At 71.2% G+C, this 16,024-nt stretch carries 13 protein-coding genes; 6 read left to right on the top strand and 7 right to left on the bottom strand.

Annotation, left to right across the window (positions count from 1 at the left end; translation table 11 throughout):
- Positions 1-3 precede the first annotated feature (3 nt).
- From VF794_RS28445 to VF794_RS28460, 4 genes are all read right to left on the bottom strand, one after another.
- Positions 4-1,983, bottom strand: coding sequence for a PAS domain S-box protein (locus VF794_RS28445; RefSeq protein WP_331115769.1), 1,980 nt, complete (start codon positions 1,981-1,983; stop codon positions 4-6).
- Positions 1,984-2,045: 62 nt separating this feature from the next.
- Complete coding sequence (locus VF794_RS28450; RefSeq protein ID WP_331115770.1) at positions 2,046-2,483, bottom strand: hypothetical protein; 438 nt, start codon at positions 2,481-2,483, stop codon at positions 2,046-2,048.
- 59 nt (positions 2,484-2,542) lie between these two features.
- Complete coding sequence (locus VF794_RS28455; RefSeq protein WP_331115771.1) at positions 2,543-5,023, bottom strand: hypothetical protein; 2,481 nt, start codon at positions 5,021-5,023, stop codon at positions 2,543-2,545.
- A 176-nt stretch (positions 5,024-5,199) separates the two neighbouring features.
- Entirely contained in the window at positions 5,200-5,553 is a 354-nt protein-coding gene (locus tag VF794_RS28460) for a hypothetical protein (protein WP_331115772.1), read from the bottom strand.
- A 202-nt stretch (positions 5,554-5,755) separates the two neighbouring features.
- Here VF794_RS28460 and VF794_RS28465 point away from each other — a divergent pair, with 202 nt between their 5' ends.
- Entirely contained in the window at positions 5,756-6,301 is a 546-nt protein-coding gene (locus VF794_RS28465; protein ID WP_331115773.1) for a hypothetical protein, read from the top strand.
- Here the strand turns inward: VF794_RS28465 and VF794_RS28470 are convergent.
- A complete protein-coding gene (locus tag VF794_RS28470) occupies positions 6,288-8,144 on the bottom strand; it encodes a hypothetical protein (RefSeq protein WP_331115774.1) in 1,857 nt (618 codons plus the stop codon). The genes VF794_RS28465 and VF794_RS28470 overlap by 14 nt on opposite strands.
- A 265-nt stretch (positions 8,145-8,409) precedes the next feature.
- Here VF794_RS28470 and VF794_RS28475 point away from each other — a divergent pair, with 265 nt between their 5' ends.
- From VF794_RS28475 to VF794_RS28485, 3 genes are read left to right on the top strand one after another with little or no spacing between them, the layout of a single operon-like run.
- A complete protein-coding gene (locus tag VF794_RS28475) occupies positions 8,410-9,537 on the top strand; it encodes a LuxR family transcriptional regulator (protein ID WP_331115775.1) in 1,128 nt (375 codons plus the stop codon).
- Positions 9,538-9,587: 50 nt separating this feature from the next.
- Positions 9,588-10,766 (top strand): metallophosphoesterase, encoded by a 1,179-nt coding sequence (locus VF794_RS28480; RefSeq protein WP_331115776.1) that lies wholly within the window; start codon positions 9,588-9,590, stop codon positions 10,764-10,766.
- On the top strand, positions 10,763-12,154 hold the full coding sequence (locus tag VF794_RS28485) for a hypothetical protein (RefSeq protein ID WP_331115778.1): 1,392 nt from the start codon (positions 10,763-10,765) through the stop codon (positions 12,152-12,154). The genes VF794_RS28480 and VF794_RS28485 overlap by 4 nt, the downstream gene beginning before the upstream one ends.
- Positions 12,155-12,172: 18 nt before the next feature.
- On the opposite strand, the gene VF794_RS28490 is transcribed toward VF794_RS28485, so the two are convergent.
- Together VF794_RS28490 and VF794_RS28495 are read right to left on the bottom strand one after the other, a co-directional pair.
- Positions 12,173-13,318 carry a tetratricopeptide repeat protein gene (locus VF794_RS28490; protein ID WP_331115780.1) on the bottom strand — a complete coding sequence of 382 codons (1,146 nt, stop codon included), beginning with the start codon at positions 13,316-13,318 and terminating at the stop codon, positions 12,173-12,175.
- Between the two features lie 15 nt (positions 13,319-13,333).
- The gene (locus VF794_RS28495) at positions 13,334-13,531 is read right to left on the bottom strand and encodes a hypothetical protein (RefSeq protein WP_331115781.1); all 198 of its coding nucleotides are present in this window, start codon (positions 13,529-13,531) and stop codon (positions 13,334-13,336) included.
- A gap of 121 nt (positions 13,532-13,652) precedes the next feature.
- Between VF794_RS28495 and VF794_RS28500 the strand changes: the two genes are divergently transcribed.
- Together VF794_RS28500 and VF794_RS28505 are read left to right on the top strand one after the other, a co-directional pair.
- Positions 13,653-15,020 (top strand): sigma-54 dependent transcriptional regulator, encoded by a 1,368-nt coding sequence (locus VF794_RS28500; protein WP_331115783.1) that lies wholly within the window; start codon positions 13,653-13,655, stop codon positions 15,018-15,020.
- A 3-nt stretch (positions 15,021-15,023) separates the two neighbouring features.
- Positions 15,024-15,242 (top strand): hypothetical protein, encoded by a 219-nt coding sequence (locus tag VF794_RS28505; RefSeq protein ID WP_331115785.1) that lies wholly within the window; start codon positions 15,024-15,026, stop codon positions 15,240-15,242.
- Positions 15,243-16,024 lie beyond the last annotated feature (782 nt).

Consider the following 16,024-nt stretch of genomic DNA (forward strand, 5'->3'; position numbering starts at 1 on the left):
GACTCAGTCGTCATTGGAGCTGGCCTTGTCGAGGTCCAGGATCTGCTGCGACCCCATGTAGGCTTTGGTCTCGAAGCGGGTGATGCGGCCTATCTTGCGGACGATCTCCGCCATGCGCTCCGCCTCGCGATAGATGATGTCCACCGGCTTGTAGGAGGTGTCCTCCTCCTTGAGCCTGCGCTTGAGCAGCTCCGCGTACCCCATGACCGAGGTGAGCGGCTGGTTGAGCTCGTGGGCCGCGGTGCCGGCGAGCGCGACGATGACGGCGTTCTTCTCGCTCTCCTCCAGCCGCGTCTCCACGTCCGACAGCTTGCGCTCCAGCTCCATCCGGTCGCGCAGGTCCGTGAAGATGCCCACGCTGGCCACCTCGCGGCCGCCCTCGTAGATGATGGAGGCCGTCATGTTCACCGGGACGACCTGCCCGGAGCGGTGGACGACGTCCTGCCGGCTCAACGCCAGCCGGCCCCGCCCCCCCTGCTCCGGGGAGCGCAGCTGCCGCATGATGCGGGCGGCCACCCCGGGCGGGTAGAGCTGTTTGACGTGCATGCCACTCAACGCCTCCTGGGCGGTGTAGCCACTGAGCGCCTCGGCCCCCTTGTTGAAGAGGACGATGCGGCCCTGCATGTCCGCGGCGACGATGGCATCCACCGAGGAGTCGATGAGCCGCTCGAGGAAGTCCTTGGTGTGGCGAAGCTCGTCCGCCAGCACGCGCGCCAACGTCACGTCGCGGAAGGAGAGGATGATGGCCCGGCGGCCGTCCTCCAGCGGGGCCGCGGAGAAGCTCAGCGTGAGGCGCCGGCCCCCGGGCGTGCGTATCATCAGGTCCACGTCCGAGCGGGACTCGCCCCGCCGGGCCGCCGTCACCAGCTCCATCAGCACCGACTCGTCCAGCGGCTGCGACACCTCCATCAGGTGGCGCCCATAGGCCAGCTCGGAGGACGTCTCCAGGAGGCTCTCGCCCGCCGGGTTGAGGCTGAGCACGCACGCCCGGTCGTCGAGGATGGCCACGCCCTCGCGCACGTTGGCGAAGAAGAGGTGGTACGTCTCCAGGGACGCGGCCTTGGCCTCGGCGGCGATGCGCGCCGACATCTCGCGCTCGGTCTGCCCGCGCACCGTCTGCAGCAGCGAGGCGTTGCGCAGCGCCACCGCCGTCGCGTGCGCCACCGTGGTCAGGAACTCGATCTCATGCGGCGCGAAGGTGCGCCGGTCCGCCCCCGAGGCGCGCAGCAGCAGCACCCCGCGCACCTCGCCCCGGATGGGCAGCGGCAAGGCCGCGATGGTGTGGATGCCCCGCGAGGCCACCTCGTTCTGCACGCCCTCCAGCAGCGGGTGGTGGGAGGCGTCCTCCACGATGACGGGCTTGCCCGTGCGCACCGCCTCGCGGATCTCCGGGTAGCGCTCCAGGTCGATGCGCACGTCCTCGAGCGCGGGCTCGTCGCTCGCGGCCACCACGCGGGCCCCATTCCCGGTGCCCGGATCCACCATCACCAGCGCCGCCCGGCCGATGCCAAGCCGCTCCGCCAGCCGGCGGGTGACGTCGTGGAGCAGCGCCTCCACGTTGAGGCTCTCGGCGTAGTCCGCGGTGAGCTCGAGCAGCAGCGCCAGATCCTCCTGCCGCCGCACGTGCTCCGTGTGCTCGCGGTGGCGCTCGGCCACGCGCTTCAGCCGCCAGGCGAGCTCATGGGGATGCCCCCCGGCGCACATCACCTCCGCGGGCTGGAGCGACTCCAGGGTGGCGAAGGCCGTGTTCCCTGGCTCCAACAGGGCGACCAGGGAGAGCCGGGCCCCCGCGGTCGTGGCGCGCATGGCCGTCAGGGCGGCGCCCCCCTCCGGCGCGGTGAGGTCCACCAGCCCGATGGTGGCCTGCTCCGGCTGCTCCACCACCCGCAGTCCGGCCTCGGCCGCGGCACGCGCCAGCAACTCGCGAGCGGCCGAGGCCGCGGGCACCAGGAGGACACCGAGGGTGGACGGGATGGGAGACACGCCAGGCCAGTCTACCCCGACTCCCGCCTCATGGGCAGTTCAGGGCCGGTTTCGAGGGGCGACTACCAGCGGCCGTGGCCGCGACGCACGGAGACCCAGACCCACTCCTGCACCGGCTGGTAATAGCCCTCCACCCAGCGCTGCTCGTAGTAGCCGCCCTGGCACTTCGTCACGTGGCGGCGCGGCTTGTACTTGCAGGTCTGCTCGACCCAGACCTGCTCATAGTGGCCCGGCACGAACTTCTGCACCGTCTGGAGCTCGTAGTGGCCCGACTGGCGCGGCCACCGCGAGCGCGGCGGCTGGGCCGGAGGAGGCGTCGGCGCCGGGTGGTAGCACCCGCCCGTGTGGATGTGGTGCTCGGCGCGGAAGTCTTCGCCCACCGGGGCAGCCTCGTGTCCACTGCCCCAGCCCAGGTCCTCGGCCCGCGCCGCGGGAGCCAGGAGCAGAGCGGAAAGAGCCAGGGTGAACAGTCCGTGCTGAAGTTGGAGCGCCATCGTCATGTCCTCCGTCGTTCTTGCCCCTTCAGACGGAGGACCCGCGAATTGATTCAAACCCGCGTCTAGGGGACGGCGCACGTCCCGCCCGTGTTGTCGTACACGGGACTGATGACGCTGTCCGTCGGAATGGCGGGGCAGCTCGTCACGCCGCGCAGGAGGATGCGACCCGCGGCACCACCGCCACCGCCTCCAGCGGCCTGGTTGCCTCCCGTACTCACTCCCTTGGAACCGTTGCCAGGAGTGGCGGTGCCCGCCGCTCCAGGGCCACCGTCACCGCCTCCATTCGAGCCCCCCGTCCCACCCGAAGCCGGTCCGCTCCCGGTCTCGCTCCCATCGAGCCCATCGTTTCCCGAGACGCGGTTTCCTCCCGCATCGCTGCCGCCTTCGCCGCCCGCGCCACCATTCGCGGTGAGCTTGGCACTGGACTCGATGATGAGCGCGTCGGCCTCGAGCACCAGGAGTCCGCCACTCCCACCGCCGCCACCACCGGCCGTCTTCCCGGCCACAGCCGCGCCTCCCTCGCCCGCCGCGCCACTGACGGACACCACGCTCCTCACCGTCAGCGTCCCCGCAACGGAGAGCTGAACGCTGCCACCGCCAGAGCCTTGCTTCCCGGCCGTCACGCCTCCCGTGGAACCGCCCGCGCCGCCCGCGCAGCCGCCCGCCAGCGGTGAGAAGCCGGCCGCCAGCGCATTGCCGCCGCCACCTCCCGCCCTGGAGTTGTCGTCGTTGGCGCCACCCGCGGCCCCCGTCGTCGCCAGGCCGCCACCACCACCGCCACTGCCATCTCCTCCGTTCTCATCGCCAATGGCACCCACCCGCCCGGTGCATCCCGCCCCACTGCCAGCCCCCGTCCGGGCCTCCAGATGGACCGAGTTGGCGCGAAGCTCGTCGTTCAACGTGGCATTGCCGTACACCGCGAAGATGACGGGGCGCGAGCCCACCAGCCGCAACGGGAAGTCCACGGTGAGGTTGCGCACCGGAACCACCACGACACTGCCCAACACCACGGGCGTGGGCTTGGAGAAGCCACATCCCGAATCGCTCCACGTCGGAGCCCCCGAGGTGTCCAGGGTGGCGGCACACGAAACGGTCAGGTCATTGATGGTCTGACCCGCCGCGATGTTCTCCGGATTGAAGTTGGGCGTGACGGCGTACTTGAACGTGTGGCACGTCCCCTCCGCCGAGCACGTTCCCTTCTTCCCGCCCTCGTTGCAGACCTTGCCCACCTGCGCGGTGTTCACGTCGAACACGCACGAGCCCGTCTCGTAGCAGGCCGTGGTGGAGGCCACCTTGCACTCGTTGGGCGGGGTGCAGCTCATCGTGCTGGCGCACGACCCCAGCCCGTCGCACTTGTCCGGCGTGGTGCAGGCCTTGCCGTCATTACAGCTCGTCGTGTTGGACAGCGCCGTGTAGTCGCACGCGCCCGTCGAACCATTGCAGGTGCCGTTGCTCGCGTAGCACTGACCCGGCGAGCTGTTGCACACCCTGGCCGTACCCGCGCACGCGCCGCTGCCGTTGCACTTGTCCGCGTCGGTGCACTTGTTGCCGTCGTTGCAGGTCGTCGTGTCGGGCAGGGCGGCGTACTCGCACGCGCCCGACCCGGCGTTGCAGGTGCCGCTGCTCTCGTAGCACTGGCCAGGCGGCCCGTTGCACACCTTGGCCACCCCCGTGCACGTCCCGCTGCCGTTGCACTTGTCCGAGTTGGTGCACTTGTTGCCGTCGTCGCAGAGCGTCGTGGGGGGCTGGGGCACGTACTCGCACGCGCCCGTCGACGCGTTGCAGGTACCGGTGCTCGTGTAGCAGGTGTTCGGCGCGCTGTTGCACACCTTGGCCGTGCCCCCGCACACCCCGCTGTTGTCGCACTTGTCGTTGAGGGTGCAGGTGTTCCCGTCGTTGCAGAGAACGTTGGGGGTGACCGGGTAGGTACAGGTGCCCGTGCCGCACACCCCCGTGCCCCGGCACGTCGGCGGCGAGTTGCAGGCGTTGTTGCAGCAGACGCCATCCACGCAGAAGCCCGAGCCGCACTGTGCATCGCTCGCGCACGTGGAGCCGTTGCAGTCCGCCTTGCCGTCGCAGTTGAAGTCGGTGTTGAGGCTGGCCGACCCATCGCACACGGCCACGGCGCCTGGATTCACCTTGAGGTCGCCGTCGTTGCAGTCATTGGCCTGCTGGATGGCGCTGTCGGTCGAGCGGGCGAGGTAGCCGTCCTGGTCCGCGTCCTCGGCCAGGAGCTTGAGCGTCCGGGGCTCGGTGCCCTTGGCGGGCAGCGTCACCGGCTCCAGCTTGCGCGTCTCGACGAGCGTGCCGTCACAGGCATCCTTGAAGGAGGCCACCTCGACCTGGAGCTGCTGGCTCCACTTCTCCTCGCGGTAGACGGCGATGCGCACCGTCCGGTCCGAGTCCGAGGCCAGCATGTCCCTGGCGAGGGTCTCGGAGCTGGTGTGCTCCTTCGGTGCCGCCGCGTCCGAGACGGTGACCCGGACGCATTGGGGGACATACCCCTTGTACTCCACGGACAGATCCACCGCGCTGTCCGTCACCTTCTTGGAACAGGCAGCGAGGAGGAGAACACACCCGAAAATCCATGCGCGACGCATGGGCCGGGAGACTACCCCAGCCGCGCGCACACGTCGCCCCCACGCCCTTCCGGCGCTCAGCCCTGGGGCGACGGCGTCCCGCGCTCGCCTGCCGGCTGCCGGGCGGGCTCGGACGCCGACTACCTCACCCACTGCAGGGAGTAGCCCGACGTGCCCTTGGGGAGGACCACCTCCACCAGCGGGTTCTCGGCGAGCAGCTCCGGCGACACCGGCAGGTGGAGGAGGCCGGTCGCGTCACTCACCACGTTGACGCGCCCGCGGCCCGACGAGAGCAGCACCCGCACGCCCGGAATGGGTTTACCCGACTCTGGCTCCACCACGCGCAGCATCACATCCTGCACGTCCGATCCCCTGCTGCTGTTGACGACGTCGGGCGGCAGCACCTCCCGGTAGTACGGGCGCAGCGCGCAGGCCGTCAGCAGACAGAGGGAGGACAGCAGGGCAAGGCGCATCAGGGAACGCATCGGGGACATGGGGGCTCCGTCCAGGCGGACAAGGGCACGAGGGACGCGCAGCATACCGGGCAACCTCAAGTCGCCAAGCACCGTCACGCCCGCCCGGGTGCCCGGCCTGCGGTGGAGCCACCCGCCCTGTCTCCCATGCGGGGATGTCGCATCTTCAACGCATCAGAGTCATCGGCGGAGCCTTCCGCCTCCACCCATCGGGAGAGCACGCATGTCCGAGATCATCAATGACCAGGGCCCCAAGCCGCGGACCCGCCGTGAAGTCCTCGAGGACCAGAACTGCGAGCGCGGAATCCTGGGGCGCCGGGAGATCCACACCACCGCCAGCGAGCCCCTCCCCGACTTCGAGGACACGGGCTACCACGACGTCACGGTCCGCGTGGAGACCAGCAACGGCATCCCCATCTTCAACCGGGGCCTTTTCATCGGCACGGCCACGATGATCGCCGTGAGCGCCATCCTCTTCTGGGTGCCGTTCCTCAACAGCCTGATGGCCGGCGCCTTCGGAGGCTTCTTCGCCAAGCGCTGGGGCCGCGCGTTCAAGGCGGCGGCCCTGGCCTCGGTGGCGGTGCCGGCGTTCTTCGCCTTCCTCTATGGCTGGGACACGCCGGACTTCTATTACATGTTCTACGGACTCGGCTTCTGGGGCTGGACCGCGCTCCACGTCGTCGGCCTGTTCCTCGGGGCGGCCTCCGGCGTCTACGCGCGCCCCGTGGCGGAGCGGCGCCGGTTCCGGCGCGCGGTCACGGATCGCTAGAACCCGCCATCCGGGGGCCCTCGAAGCGCCGGGGCTCGAAGCGCAGCTCCACGGAGCCGCCCTCCGGTGTCGCGCTCTGGAAGAGCCCCGTGGCCAGATTCTGGGCGGGGACGTACGCCGACAGCACCGGGTCGGCCGCGTCCCCGTCGTCCGCGTCCCAGACGCGCACCACGAGTTGCTCCGCCTGCTCCACGTGGAGGTTCACGCTCGTCGGTGACCAGGTCGAATCGGTGACGTTCGACACCACCGGGCCGCGGTAGACGACGCGGCCTCCCTGCTCGAGTTCCACATAGAGGTCCGGCGCGCCGTCCTGGGCGGCCTCGTCATTGTAGGACCCGGGGATCGCCACGGCCCGCACTCCCTTCAGGCGGAAGCCTCGCGTGCCCTCCCTCGGCACCGAGTAGTCCTGCGCCAGGTTGGTGCCGTCGCCCACCGGCCGCAGCCCGGTGAACATGCCATCCACCCGGCCCGCCACCAGCCCGGTGGCCAGCTCCAGCGACGCGATGGACTGCCTGGTGAGCTCCGACTCGCCACGCCGCACCAGCTCGCCCAGCGCGACGCTCACCGCTCCCACCTCTTCCTGGGAGGTGCCCTCGCCCTGAACCACCTGGAAGACGAGGTTGCGCTCGTCGAAGTGGTTCGTCGCGATGACGAGCTCCGGATCGTCATACACCGCGTAGAGGCTGGTGCGGCCGGGCGTCATCAGCCGCTCGCCGTCCGGCCGCGTCACGATGACCGAGAGCGTCGGGCGGTTCCGCACCGGCACCCGCTCGGCCGCGCGGATGAGGACGCGCCACGCCGCCGCGTTGTTCCCTCCGGCCACCACGTCCATGCCGCGTCCCAGCAGCCGCGCGAGCACGGGGCTGGCGGGGCCCACCCACGGGCGCCCATCCAGGCGCGTGGGCATCACCAGCACCGAGCGCAGGCGGATGGTGTACGGGCGGATCTCCACCGCCGCCAGCCGCGCCTCCGCGGACCCGTCCCGGTCCAGGCCCGAGGCCACCGCCTCCCGGTAGCCCTCCGCCGAGTCCGCGAAGTCCCGCCTGGCCAGGGCGGACTCGCCCCGCGCCATGCCCCCCGCGTAGCGCGCCAGGGGCTCCGCACGGCCACCCGACTTCATCCGCAGGGCCTCCTCGTACTTCTCCTGGGCCTCGGCCCAGCGCCGCTGCGCGAGCACCGCGTCACCCTCGGCCGTCAGGCGCTCGTACTCGGCCGACTGGAAGCGCTCGTACTCGGCCTCCACCGCCTGGAGCTTCGGCTGCCGGCTCGCGTCCACGGACACCAGCAGGCGCAGCAGCGTGAGCGAGCGCGGGTACGCCTTGAGCTGGCGCAGCCGCTCGGCCTCCGCGTCCGCGAGCCCCACCACCTCGGCCTTCGCCCGCGTCGCCTCCTGGAGTACCTGGGGGTCGTTCGACACCGTCGTGGCCCGCTTGAGCAGCCCGAGGGCCTCGGGGAACTGCTGGGTGCCCGCCACCGTCCGGGCCCGCTGAACCACGTCCAGCGCCAGCGAGCGCGCCGCGTCCGCGCGGAAGGCGGCCAGCTCCGTGTCGGAGCCATCGAGGCTCAGCGCGAAGTCCGCCTCCTCCACGGCGCACTGCCACTCCCGAGCGTTCGCGCAGGTGTGTGCCCGTTGCGAGGCGGCGACCCGTGCCTCCTGCCGGGCCCGCTCGAACTTCTCCTTGAGGGCCGGGGACTCGGGCTCCTTCAGCAGCGCCTCGCGGTAGGCCGCCAGCGCCGTCCTCCAGTCGCCCGCCGCCGCCGCCTTGTCGCCATTCTTCTCGTGAGCCACGCACGCCGTCAGACACAGCAACAGCACCACCACGGCCCGGTTCAACATTCGCATCGCACCCCTCCGGTCCATGCTGTGTACCACTGTCGGCGCGAGCCGCGTGACCCGCCCCTGGCCGCACAGGGAACGGGTCACGCGGCCCGACGGCCTACAAAAGGTCCGCCCCCCCGACGGTCCACCTCGAAGCCTCCCGCCATTCGCCTTCTGGATTCCATTCGGGAAACCCCGTACCCGCTCCCGTGACGAGTCCTGCCCCTCCACGTCACACGGCGGACTTCGTTGGCCTTCCCAGTAAATGTCCGCCTAGAATCCGAAGAGCTTGGAAAAAAAGAATTCGCAGGATCAACGGCTTCTGGGGGACCTGCGCACCCTGCTGGAGACGGTGGAGCCCGGGTCGGACGTCATCCCGAGCTTCGTGGGAGCGCTGCGGGAGGCCCTGCACGCGGAGCGCGGCCTCATGTACGGGGTGGACGTGGGCCCCGAGCGCTACCAGACGAGCTTCGCCCACAACGCGGGCTTCCCCTTGAGCACGCCACCCGCCCAGCCGGTCCTGGACCAGGTCCTCGGCTCGCTGAAGGATCCGTGGGGGTACTTCAACCCCGCCTGTCCCCAGCCCGCCCAGCGCAACCGGGTGATCCAGTTCCGCCCCGCGGGGACGGCGGAGACCCCGCCAACGCCCGCCCCACGGGACGAGCGGCTGGAGCCCTGGAGGAAGCTCGGGATGAGCGCCGAGGAGCAGGAGCAGTTGCACTCGCGGGTGCGCTCCAACCTCGGGACCTTCATGCGGCGGTATGGGGTGGACCAGATGGTGCACCTGCGCGTGCTCGTCTGCGAGGACGCCTCCCTGCTGGGATGGGTGGGCGTGATGCGCATGGAGCCCTTCGGCGCGCGGGAGCTGAACCTGCTGCACGAGCTCACCCCGGTGCTCCAGCGCCGGCTGCGGCTGGACACGCGCCTGCGCGAGGCGGGCGTGCTGCACGCCGCCCTGGAGGGAGCGCTGGAGGCCATCGGCCAACCGGCGTACGTGGTGACGGCCACCGGTCGCGTGGCGCACACCAACACCTCGGGGCGGACCCGGCTCGAAAGGGAGGGCGCGCGACCCGTGGCGGAAGCCCTCCAGCGGCACCAGCGGGGTGAGCCCCTCGGCGAGTCGCTCTCCATCACTCCCTTGCGGCTCGCGGGTCTCCCCACCCATTACCTGGCCATCCACCGGGACGACTCCGCTCGGACCGTCGCCCGCGTCCACGAGCTGGGCACGAGCTGGAAGCTGACGGCGCGCGAGACGGAGGTGCTCGACCACCTCATCCGCGGGGAGTCCAACAAGACCATCGCCGGGAAGCTGGGGTGCGCCGAGCGCACCGTGGAGGTCCATGTCACCCGCATCCTCGCCAAGGCCCGGGTGGAGAGTCGCTCGGCGCTCATCTCGAGGGTCTTCCTCCACGCCTGAGGGGGCATGCGGGCGGTGCGCCTCGGGGCCGGCGGGACTAGGATGCCCGCGTGAGCACACCCCGCATCGAGGCCGCCCTCGCCCGCGCCGCCGAGGCCGTCGCCCGTGGACCCCACTCCACGCCTCCCGACGGCCACCCCCGCTCCCGCCACCTCGCCATCGGCGATCCCCAGGCGGACTTCACCCGCTTCCTCGCCCTGCTCGACCGGCACGGGCTGCTCGGCCCGGATGGCCGGCTGCGCCCGGAGGTGCTGCTCGTCTCGGTGGGGGACCACTTCGACTGGGGCAAGGCCCCCGAGCGCGAGGAGGTCGCCACGAGCGCGTTGCGGCTGCTGGCCTGGATGGCCTCGCACCCGGCGGATCAGGCGGTGCTGCTGCTGGGCAACCACGACCTGGGCCGGGTGGGTGAGCTGGCCGACTTCACCGACGCGCGCTTCGCCGCCGCCCAGGTGGAGGCGGACGGCATCTACCAGGGCGACGACACCGACGAGGCCCGGGAGCGAGACTTCCTCACGCGCTACCCGGAGGTGCCCAACGTGGAGCTGGTGGCGCGCGACTTCGGCACCTTCCGCGAGGTGCAGCGCGACTGGGTGGCGCACCTGCTGCGGGCCCGGCGCTTCCGGGTGGCCCATGCCGCGGCGGAGGATCTGCTCGTGCTGCACGCGGGCGTCACGCGGGAGGATCTGCGCACGGTGGGACTGCCCGAGACGCATTGGACCCACGCGCCGACGGTCGCGGACGCACTCAACCGGGCGCTCGACACGGCGGTGGCGGCCTGGAAGCAGGGCGCCTTGTCCTTGCCCGGGCTGCACCAACCCGGCAGCGCCACGTACGGCGAGGGCCGCGGCATCTTCTACCAGCGCCCCAGCCTGCGCCCCGAGGACGCCGCCCACCGCGCCGCCACGCCGCGCCGCCGCTTCGACCCGCACCAACTTCCTTCCGGCCTTACCCAGGTGGTGGGCCATACGCGCGACAAGCGCAACCGCGAGCTGCTCGCCCTGCCCCACGCGCCGCCTCGGGACGGCGTGCTGCGCCACCTCGTCACCGACGGCACCACCCTCCATTATAGCGCCGGCACCCCGCCCCCGACCGGCCCCGGCGAGGCGGTGCTCGTCTTCACCGACGGCGGGATGCGCGAGTCGCCCCTGGAGCTGTTCGAGCTGCTCGACCTCGACACCCGCGCGCCCGCACGGCCGCTCGGCGTCGAGTCCCAGGCAGGGCGGTCATGACGAGGAGGACGCGAGGCCTCGTGGGGCTCGCGCTCGCGGGAGCCCTGGGGCTGAGCGGATGTGCCGGACACTCGCGCACGGCAGCCGGTGCCACTCCCGCGGAGGCGCGCGAGGCCGAGGCCCGAATCTCGGAGCACCCGGAGGAGCGGGAGCGACCCGGGGACGAGCAGGCGGAGCGGGACGCCTTCGCCCGGCGAGCCATCGCGGCCCTGCGCGCGGCCGGCGAGAAGCGGGACATCCAGTACGACGCCGAGGGCTTCCTGCTGCGCGTGGGGTCCAAGGACGAGAACCCGGGCGAGACGCTGTTCCTGGGCAACTTCTTCGACGAATACCTCGCCCTGGCGCCGGAGGAGCGCAACGAGGTCTTCACCCAGCTCGTCCGCATGCGGGACAGGCCGATGCTGCCGAAGACGTTCGCCGAGGCCCGGCCGAACCTGCTGCCGGTGGTTCGCGGGCGCACCTTCTTCGAGCAGCTCCGCATGGTGATGAAGGGAGGCGCCGACAAGCCGGTGCCCATCTCCTGGAAGCCCGTGGGCCCCTTCCTCGGCGCGGGCCTGGCCTTCGACGGGCCGGACACCCTTCAGTACCTCGGGCCCGAGGAGCTGGGGCGCTGGGGCATCTCCTTCGACGAGGCCTTCACCGTGGCCCTGGAGAACCTGCGCCAGCGCAGCACGGAGGGCCTGGAGCAGCTCGCCCCGGGCACCTGTGAGGCCCCCTGGGAGGACAACTACGCGACCTCCCGCCTGCTGCTCGACGAGGTGGTACGCCGCTGCCGGGTGCGGGGAGAGCCCGTGGTGGTGGCGCCCCACCGCGACGTGCTCCTCATCACCGGCTCCGAGGACGAGGACGGACAGCGCCGGGTGGCCGAGAAATCCCTGCGCGCGGTGATGGCCCCGCGTGCGCTGGATGGTCGCGCCCTGCGCCTCACCGCCAAGGGCTGGGTGCCCTTCATGCCCGAGCGGCTCAGCAATGCCTGGGGGGACTTCCGCAAGCTGGAGCTCTTCACCCGGGCGCGCGACTACGACGAGCAGACGCAGCGGCTGGAGAAGCTCCACGAGGAGCGGGGCGAGGACGTCTTCGTGGCCACCTACACCCCGTACCAGGACGAGCACGGACGAAGCATCAGCTACGCCGTCTGGTTGAAGGGCGTGGACACCCTCCTGCCCAAGACCGAGGTCATCTTCTTCATGGACCCGGCGCGCGGCGAGGAGGCCCCACCGGTGGGCATCGCCCGGTGGGACGAGGTGGCGAAGGTGTTGGGAGATCTGCTCGTACCGGTGGAGGGGCTCTACCCGGAGCGCTACCGGGTGAAGGGCTTCCCCACCGGGGAACAGCTCTCCGGGTGGCAGAACGACCCCGGCGAGCTGTTCGACGAGGACGGGCCCTGACTCGGGCCCGTCCCCCGCTCACTGCCTGCCCTTCACGTCCGCCAGCTTCTTCTCGAGGGCCGCCACCTGGCGCTGCGAGGCCTGCGCCTCGGAGAGCGTCTTCGCGTAGGCGAGCGCCTCCTCCAGGGTACGTACCGCCGCGTCCCGCTCGCCCCGGGCGAGGTGGATGTCCGCCCGGTCCGAGAGGACGCGCAGCCGCCGGCCTCCCCGCACCTTCGCCAGGGCCCGGGTGCTCGCCGCCAGCGCATCGTCCAGCCGGCCCAGTCGCCGGTAGAGGTTGGCCAGCCGCGCGGGCGGGTTGTAGTCGTTCAGCAGGTCCCGCTCGCTCTGCTCGATGGCCGGCACCACCCGCATCAGGTCGCCCAGCACCAGCGCGGCGCTGATGCGGTGCGAGTCGAACACCGTGCGCGCCTCCGGCGTCGGGGCCCGAGCGGCCTCGCCTTCGAGGAAGGTGAGCCACTGCTCGGCGAGTGCCTTCGTGCCGGGCTCGTCCTTCGCGGCCAGCCGGGCCTGGACGAGCACGTCGTACACGCCCGAGCGGTCATCCCCGGGCATGGCGATACCGGCGGAGAGCGCCTCGCGGGCCCTCGCCTCCAGTGACGTCCTCAGCGCCTTCACCTCCGAGGGGTCGGCATCGTCCGGCACCTCCAGCGCGCAGGACAGCCCGAGGGCCGCCGCATTGGCCCACGAGGCCGAGTGCGGCACCTTGGACAGCTCCGCCAACGCCGTGCGGGCACAGTCCTCGTACCGATGGGCCCCGTACTGCGCGACGAGGAGGGACTCCAGCGTGCGGCCACGGCGGGACCACTCCGCCGGAGCCTCGGCCAGCGCCTGGGCGAGCACGTCCGCCGCCTCGGCTGACTTGCCCTCACCATAGAGGGCGTCGCCGCGCGCCAGCAGCCCCTCGGGGCCCTGGGTCACGCCGCGCCAGGCGCGCTCCCCGTCCTCGAAGAGCTTCTCGAGCTGGGAAACGGTGGCGCTGCCCGCGAAGCGCACGAGGGCCTTCTCCTCCCTCGCATCGATGATGAAGAGGGTGGGCCAGTTTTCGACCGGGTACTTCTCCAGGAACTCCGCGTTACCAGGAACGTCCGTGTTGAGCTCGAGCCAGACGAACCGTCCGGCGTGCCGCGCGAGCGCCTCGTCCGTGAAGACGAAGGCGCGCATCGAGCGGCAGGTGTGTCACCACGGGGCCCAGGTATCAACGAAGAGGGGCAATCCCCTCGACTTCGCCTCCGACAGGGCACGCGAGTAGTCATCCTCGATGAATGGCAGGGCGGCCCGGGCATGCGCCGCCGGCGGCTCGGACACGGCCGAGGTCCGCGAGGCGGTGCAGGCCAGCAGGCCCACCACGAGCAGGCTGGAGATGGGGAGTCGCATCAGCCCGGCACCCTACTCCGCGAGCAGGCAGGGGTGAAGGCATGTCGCGTCTGAACCCACAACCGTCCCCGAGGTTCTGTATGGTATCGGCACACCCCATTCACCTCGTGCAGTGAGCCCCATGAGCGGCCGAGTCCTTCTCATCGACGATGACCCGAGCATGGTGGAGCTGCTGCAAGCGCGCCTCACGCGGCGCGGCTTCACCGTCTCCACCCTCACCGATTCCCAGGCGGCCCTGCCCCTGCTGATGGAGCAGCCCTTCGACGTGGTCCTCACGGACCTGAACATGCAGGGGCTGAGCGGCACGGAGCTGTGCGAGCGCGTGGTGGCCAACCTGCCGGACCTCCCGGTGGTGGTGGTGACGGCCTTTGGCAGCATGGAGACGGCCGTGGCGGCCATCCGCGCGGGCGCCTACGACTTCATCACCAAGCCGGTGGAGATGGACGCGCTGGTGCACACGCTCACCCGCGCCGTGCAGCACCGCCACCTCAAGGGCGAGGTGGTGCGCCTGACGAAGGTCGTCACCGAGTCGCAGCGCCTGGGAGGACTGCTCGGCTCCAGCCCGCCGATGCGCAAGGTGTACGACCTGCTCACGCGCATCGCGGACTCGGAAGCCACGGTGCTCATCAACGGCGAGAGCGGCACGGGCAAGGAGTTGGTGGCGCGGGCGCTGCACGAGAAGAGCCGGCGTGCCTCGGGGCCCTTCGTGGCCGTCAACTGCGCGGCCATGCCCGAGTCCCTGCTGGAGAGCGAGCTGTTCGGCCACGCCAAGGGCGCCTTCACGGACGCCAAGTCGGCACGCTCGGGCCTCTTCGTGCAGTCTCATGGCGGCACGCTCTTCCTCGACGAGGTGGGGGAGATGCCCCTGGGCCTCCAGCCCAAGCTGCTGCGTGCCCTCCAGGAGCGCGTGGTGCGTCCGGTGGGCGGGGACCACGAGGTGTCCTTCGACGTGCGCGTGGTGGCCGCCACCAACCGCGACCTGGAGGGCATGGTGGAGGAGAACCGCTTCCGCGAGGACCTCTACTACCGCCTCAACGTGGTGCAGATGGAGCTGCCGCCGCTGCGCGCGCGCGGTGGGGACATCCTGCTGCTGGCCCAGCACTTCATCGAGCACTTCGCCGCCCGCGCCAACAAGCGGGTGACGGGCCTCAACGAGACCGTGGCAGAACGGTTGATGAGCTACAGCTGGCCCGGCAACGTACGCGAGCTGCGCAACTGCATCGAGCGCGCGGTGGCCGTCACCGTCACCGAGCGCCTCACGGTGGAGGACCTGCCGGAGAAGATTCGCGCCTACCGCCCCTCACAGCAGGTGGTGGTAGCCAGTGGAGACCACTCGGAGCTCACCACCCTGGAGGAGGTCGAGCGCCGCTACATCCTCCGCGTCATGGAGGAGGTGAAGGGCAACAAGTCGCTGGCCGCGCAGATTCTCGGGCTGGACCGCAAGACGCTCTACCGCAAGCTGGACCGCATCAAGGGCTCGGCGGAGTAGCGCATGGCGGGGACGGCGGAGCCCTGGCTGGGGCGGGTGGTGGCCGGGCGCTACCGGGTGACGGGGAAGCTCGGCCGTGGCGGCATGGGGACGGAGTACGAGGCCGAGCACTGTCGCGGCGAGGTGCTCGACGGACGCGCGGACCTGTACGCCGTGGGGGCCTGCTGCACGAGCTGCTCGTGGGCCGGGCTCCCTTCGGGGACTCGCCCGCCGTGGAGGTGATGAGCAGCCACCTCTACCGCCCGCCTCCGCCCGTGCGCCAGCTCCTGCCGGAGCGACACCTCCCCGAGGCGCTGGAGACGCTGGTACTCGCGTGTCTCGCCAAGGCGAAGGCCCAGCGTCCGGCGAACGCCCGGGAGTTGGCCGCCCGGTTGCGAGAATCACTGGCGCCCCCGGCTCCCGCTCGCGGTGAGGGCAAGAGGCAGGAGCGCGCCCGGGTTCCGTCCGCCGCCGCACCCGCCGCGCCCTCGGCGGACGTGCTCGCTGTCGCGCGTCGTCGCCAGCGGCGTGTACGACTACGTGCCCCTCCCCGTGGACCCCACGGACCTGGGCCGGAAGGTGGCTCGCGCGCTGCGCTCGCGCCGCTGAGCCCACGGCATGTAGGACTGCGGCGGATCGCCTCAGTCCCCAAATGCCGCACCGACGCGACCGAGGCGGAACGCCACATCCGCGCCCCGCGCGCCCTGTCCCGCTCCGAGGGAGGCACGTTGGCACGTCCGTCGCAACGTGAGTCCGTCATGAATGACATCGTTGGCTACGTCTCGAACCATTCCGGTCTGAGCCCCGAGGTCGCGCGACTCGCCGTCTCCCTGATGATGGACTACGCGCGCCGCCTGTCCCCCCGAGATGGGCGAAGTGCTCGACATCGGGCTCGGCACTTCGAACCTCAAGCCGGACCAGGTGACCCGCCTCTTGAGTGGCTTCACGGGAATGCTCGGCACGTCCCCCTCGCCGGGCAGGAGTGAAGCCAGTGGGAGCCGGCCTGGGGGAGCCTCCCCCTGCCC

The organism is Archangium sp. (assembly GCF_036389735.1).
In the GTDB taxonomy this organism is placed as follows: Bacteria; Myxococcota; Myxococcia; order Myxococcales; family Myxococcaceae; genus Archangium.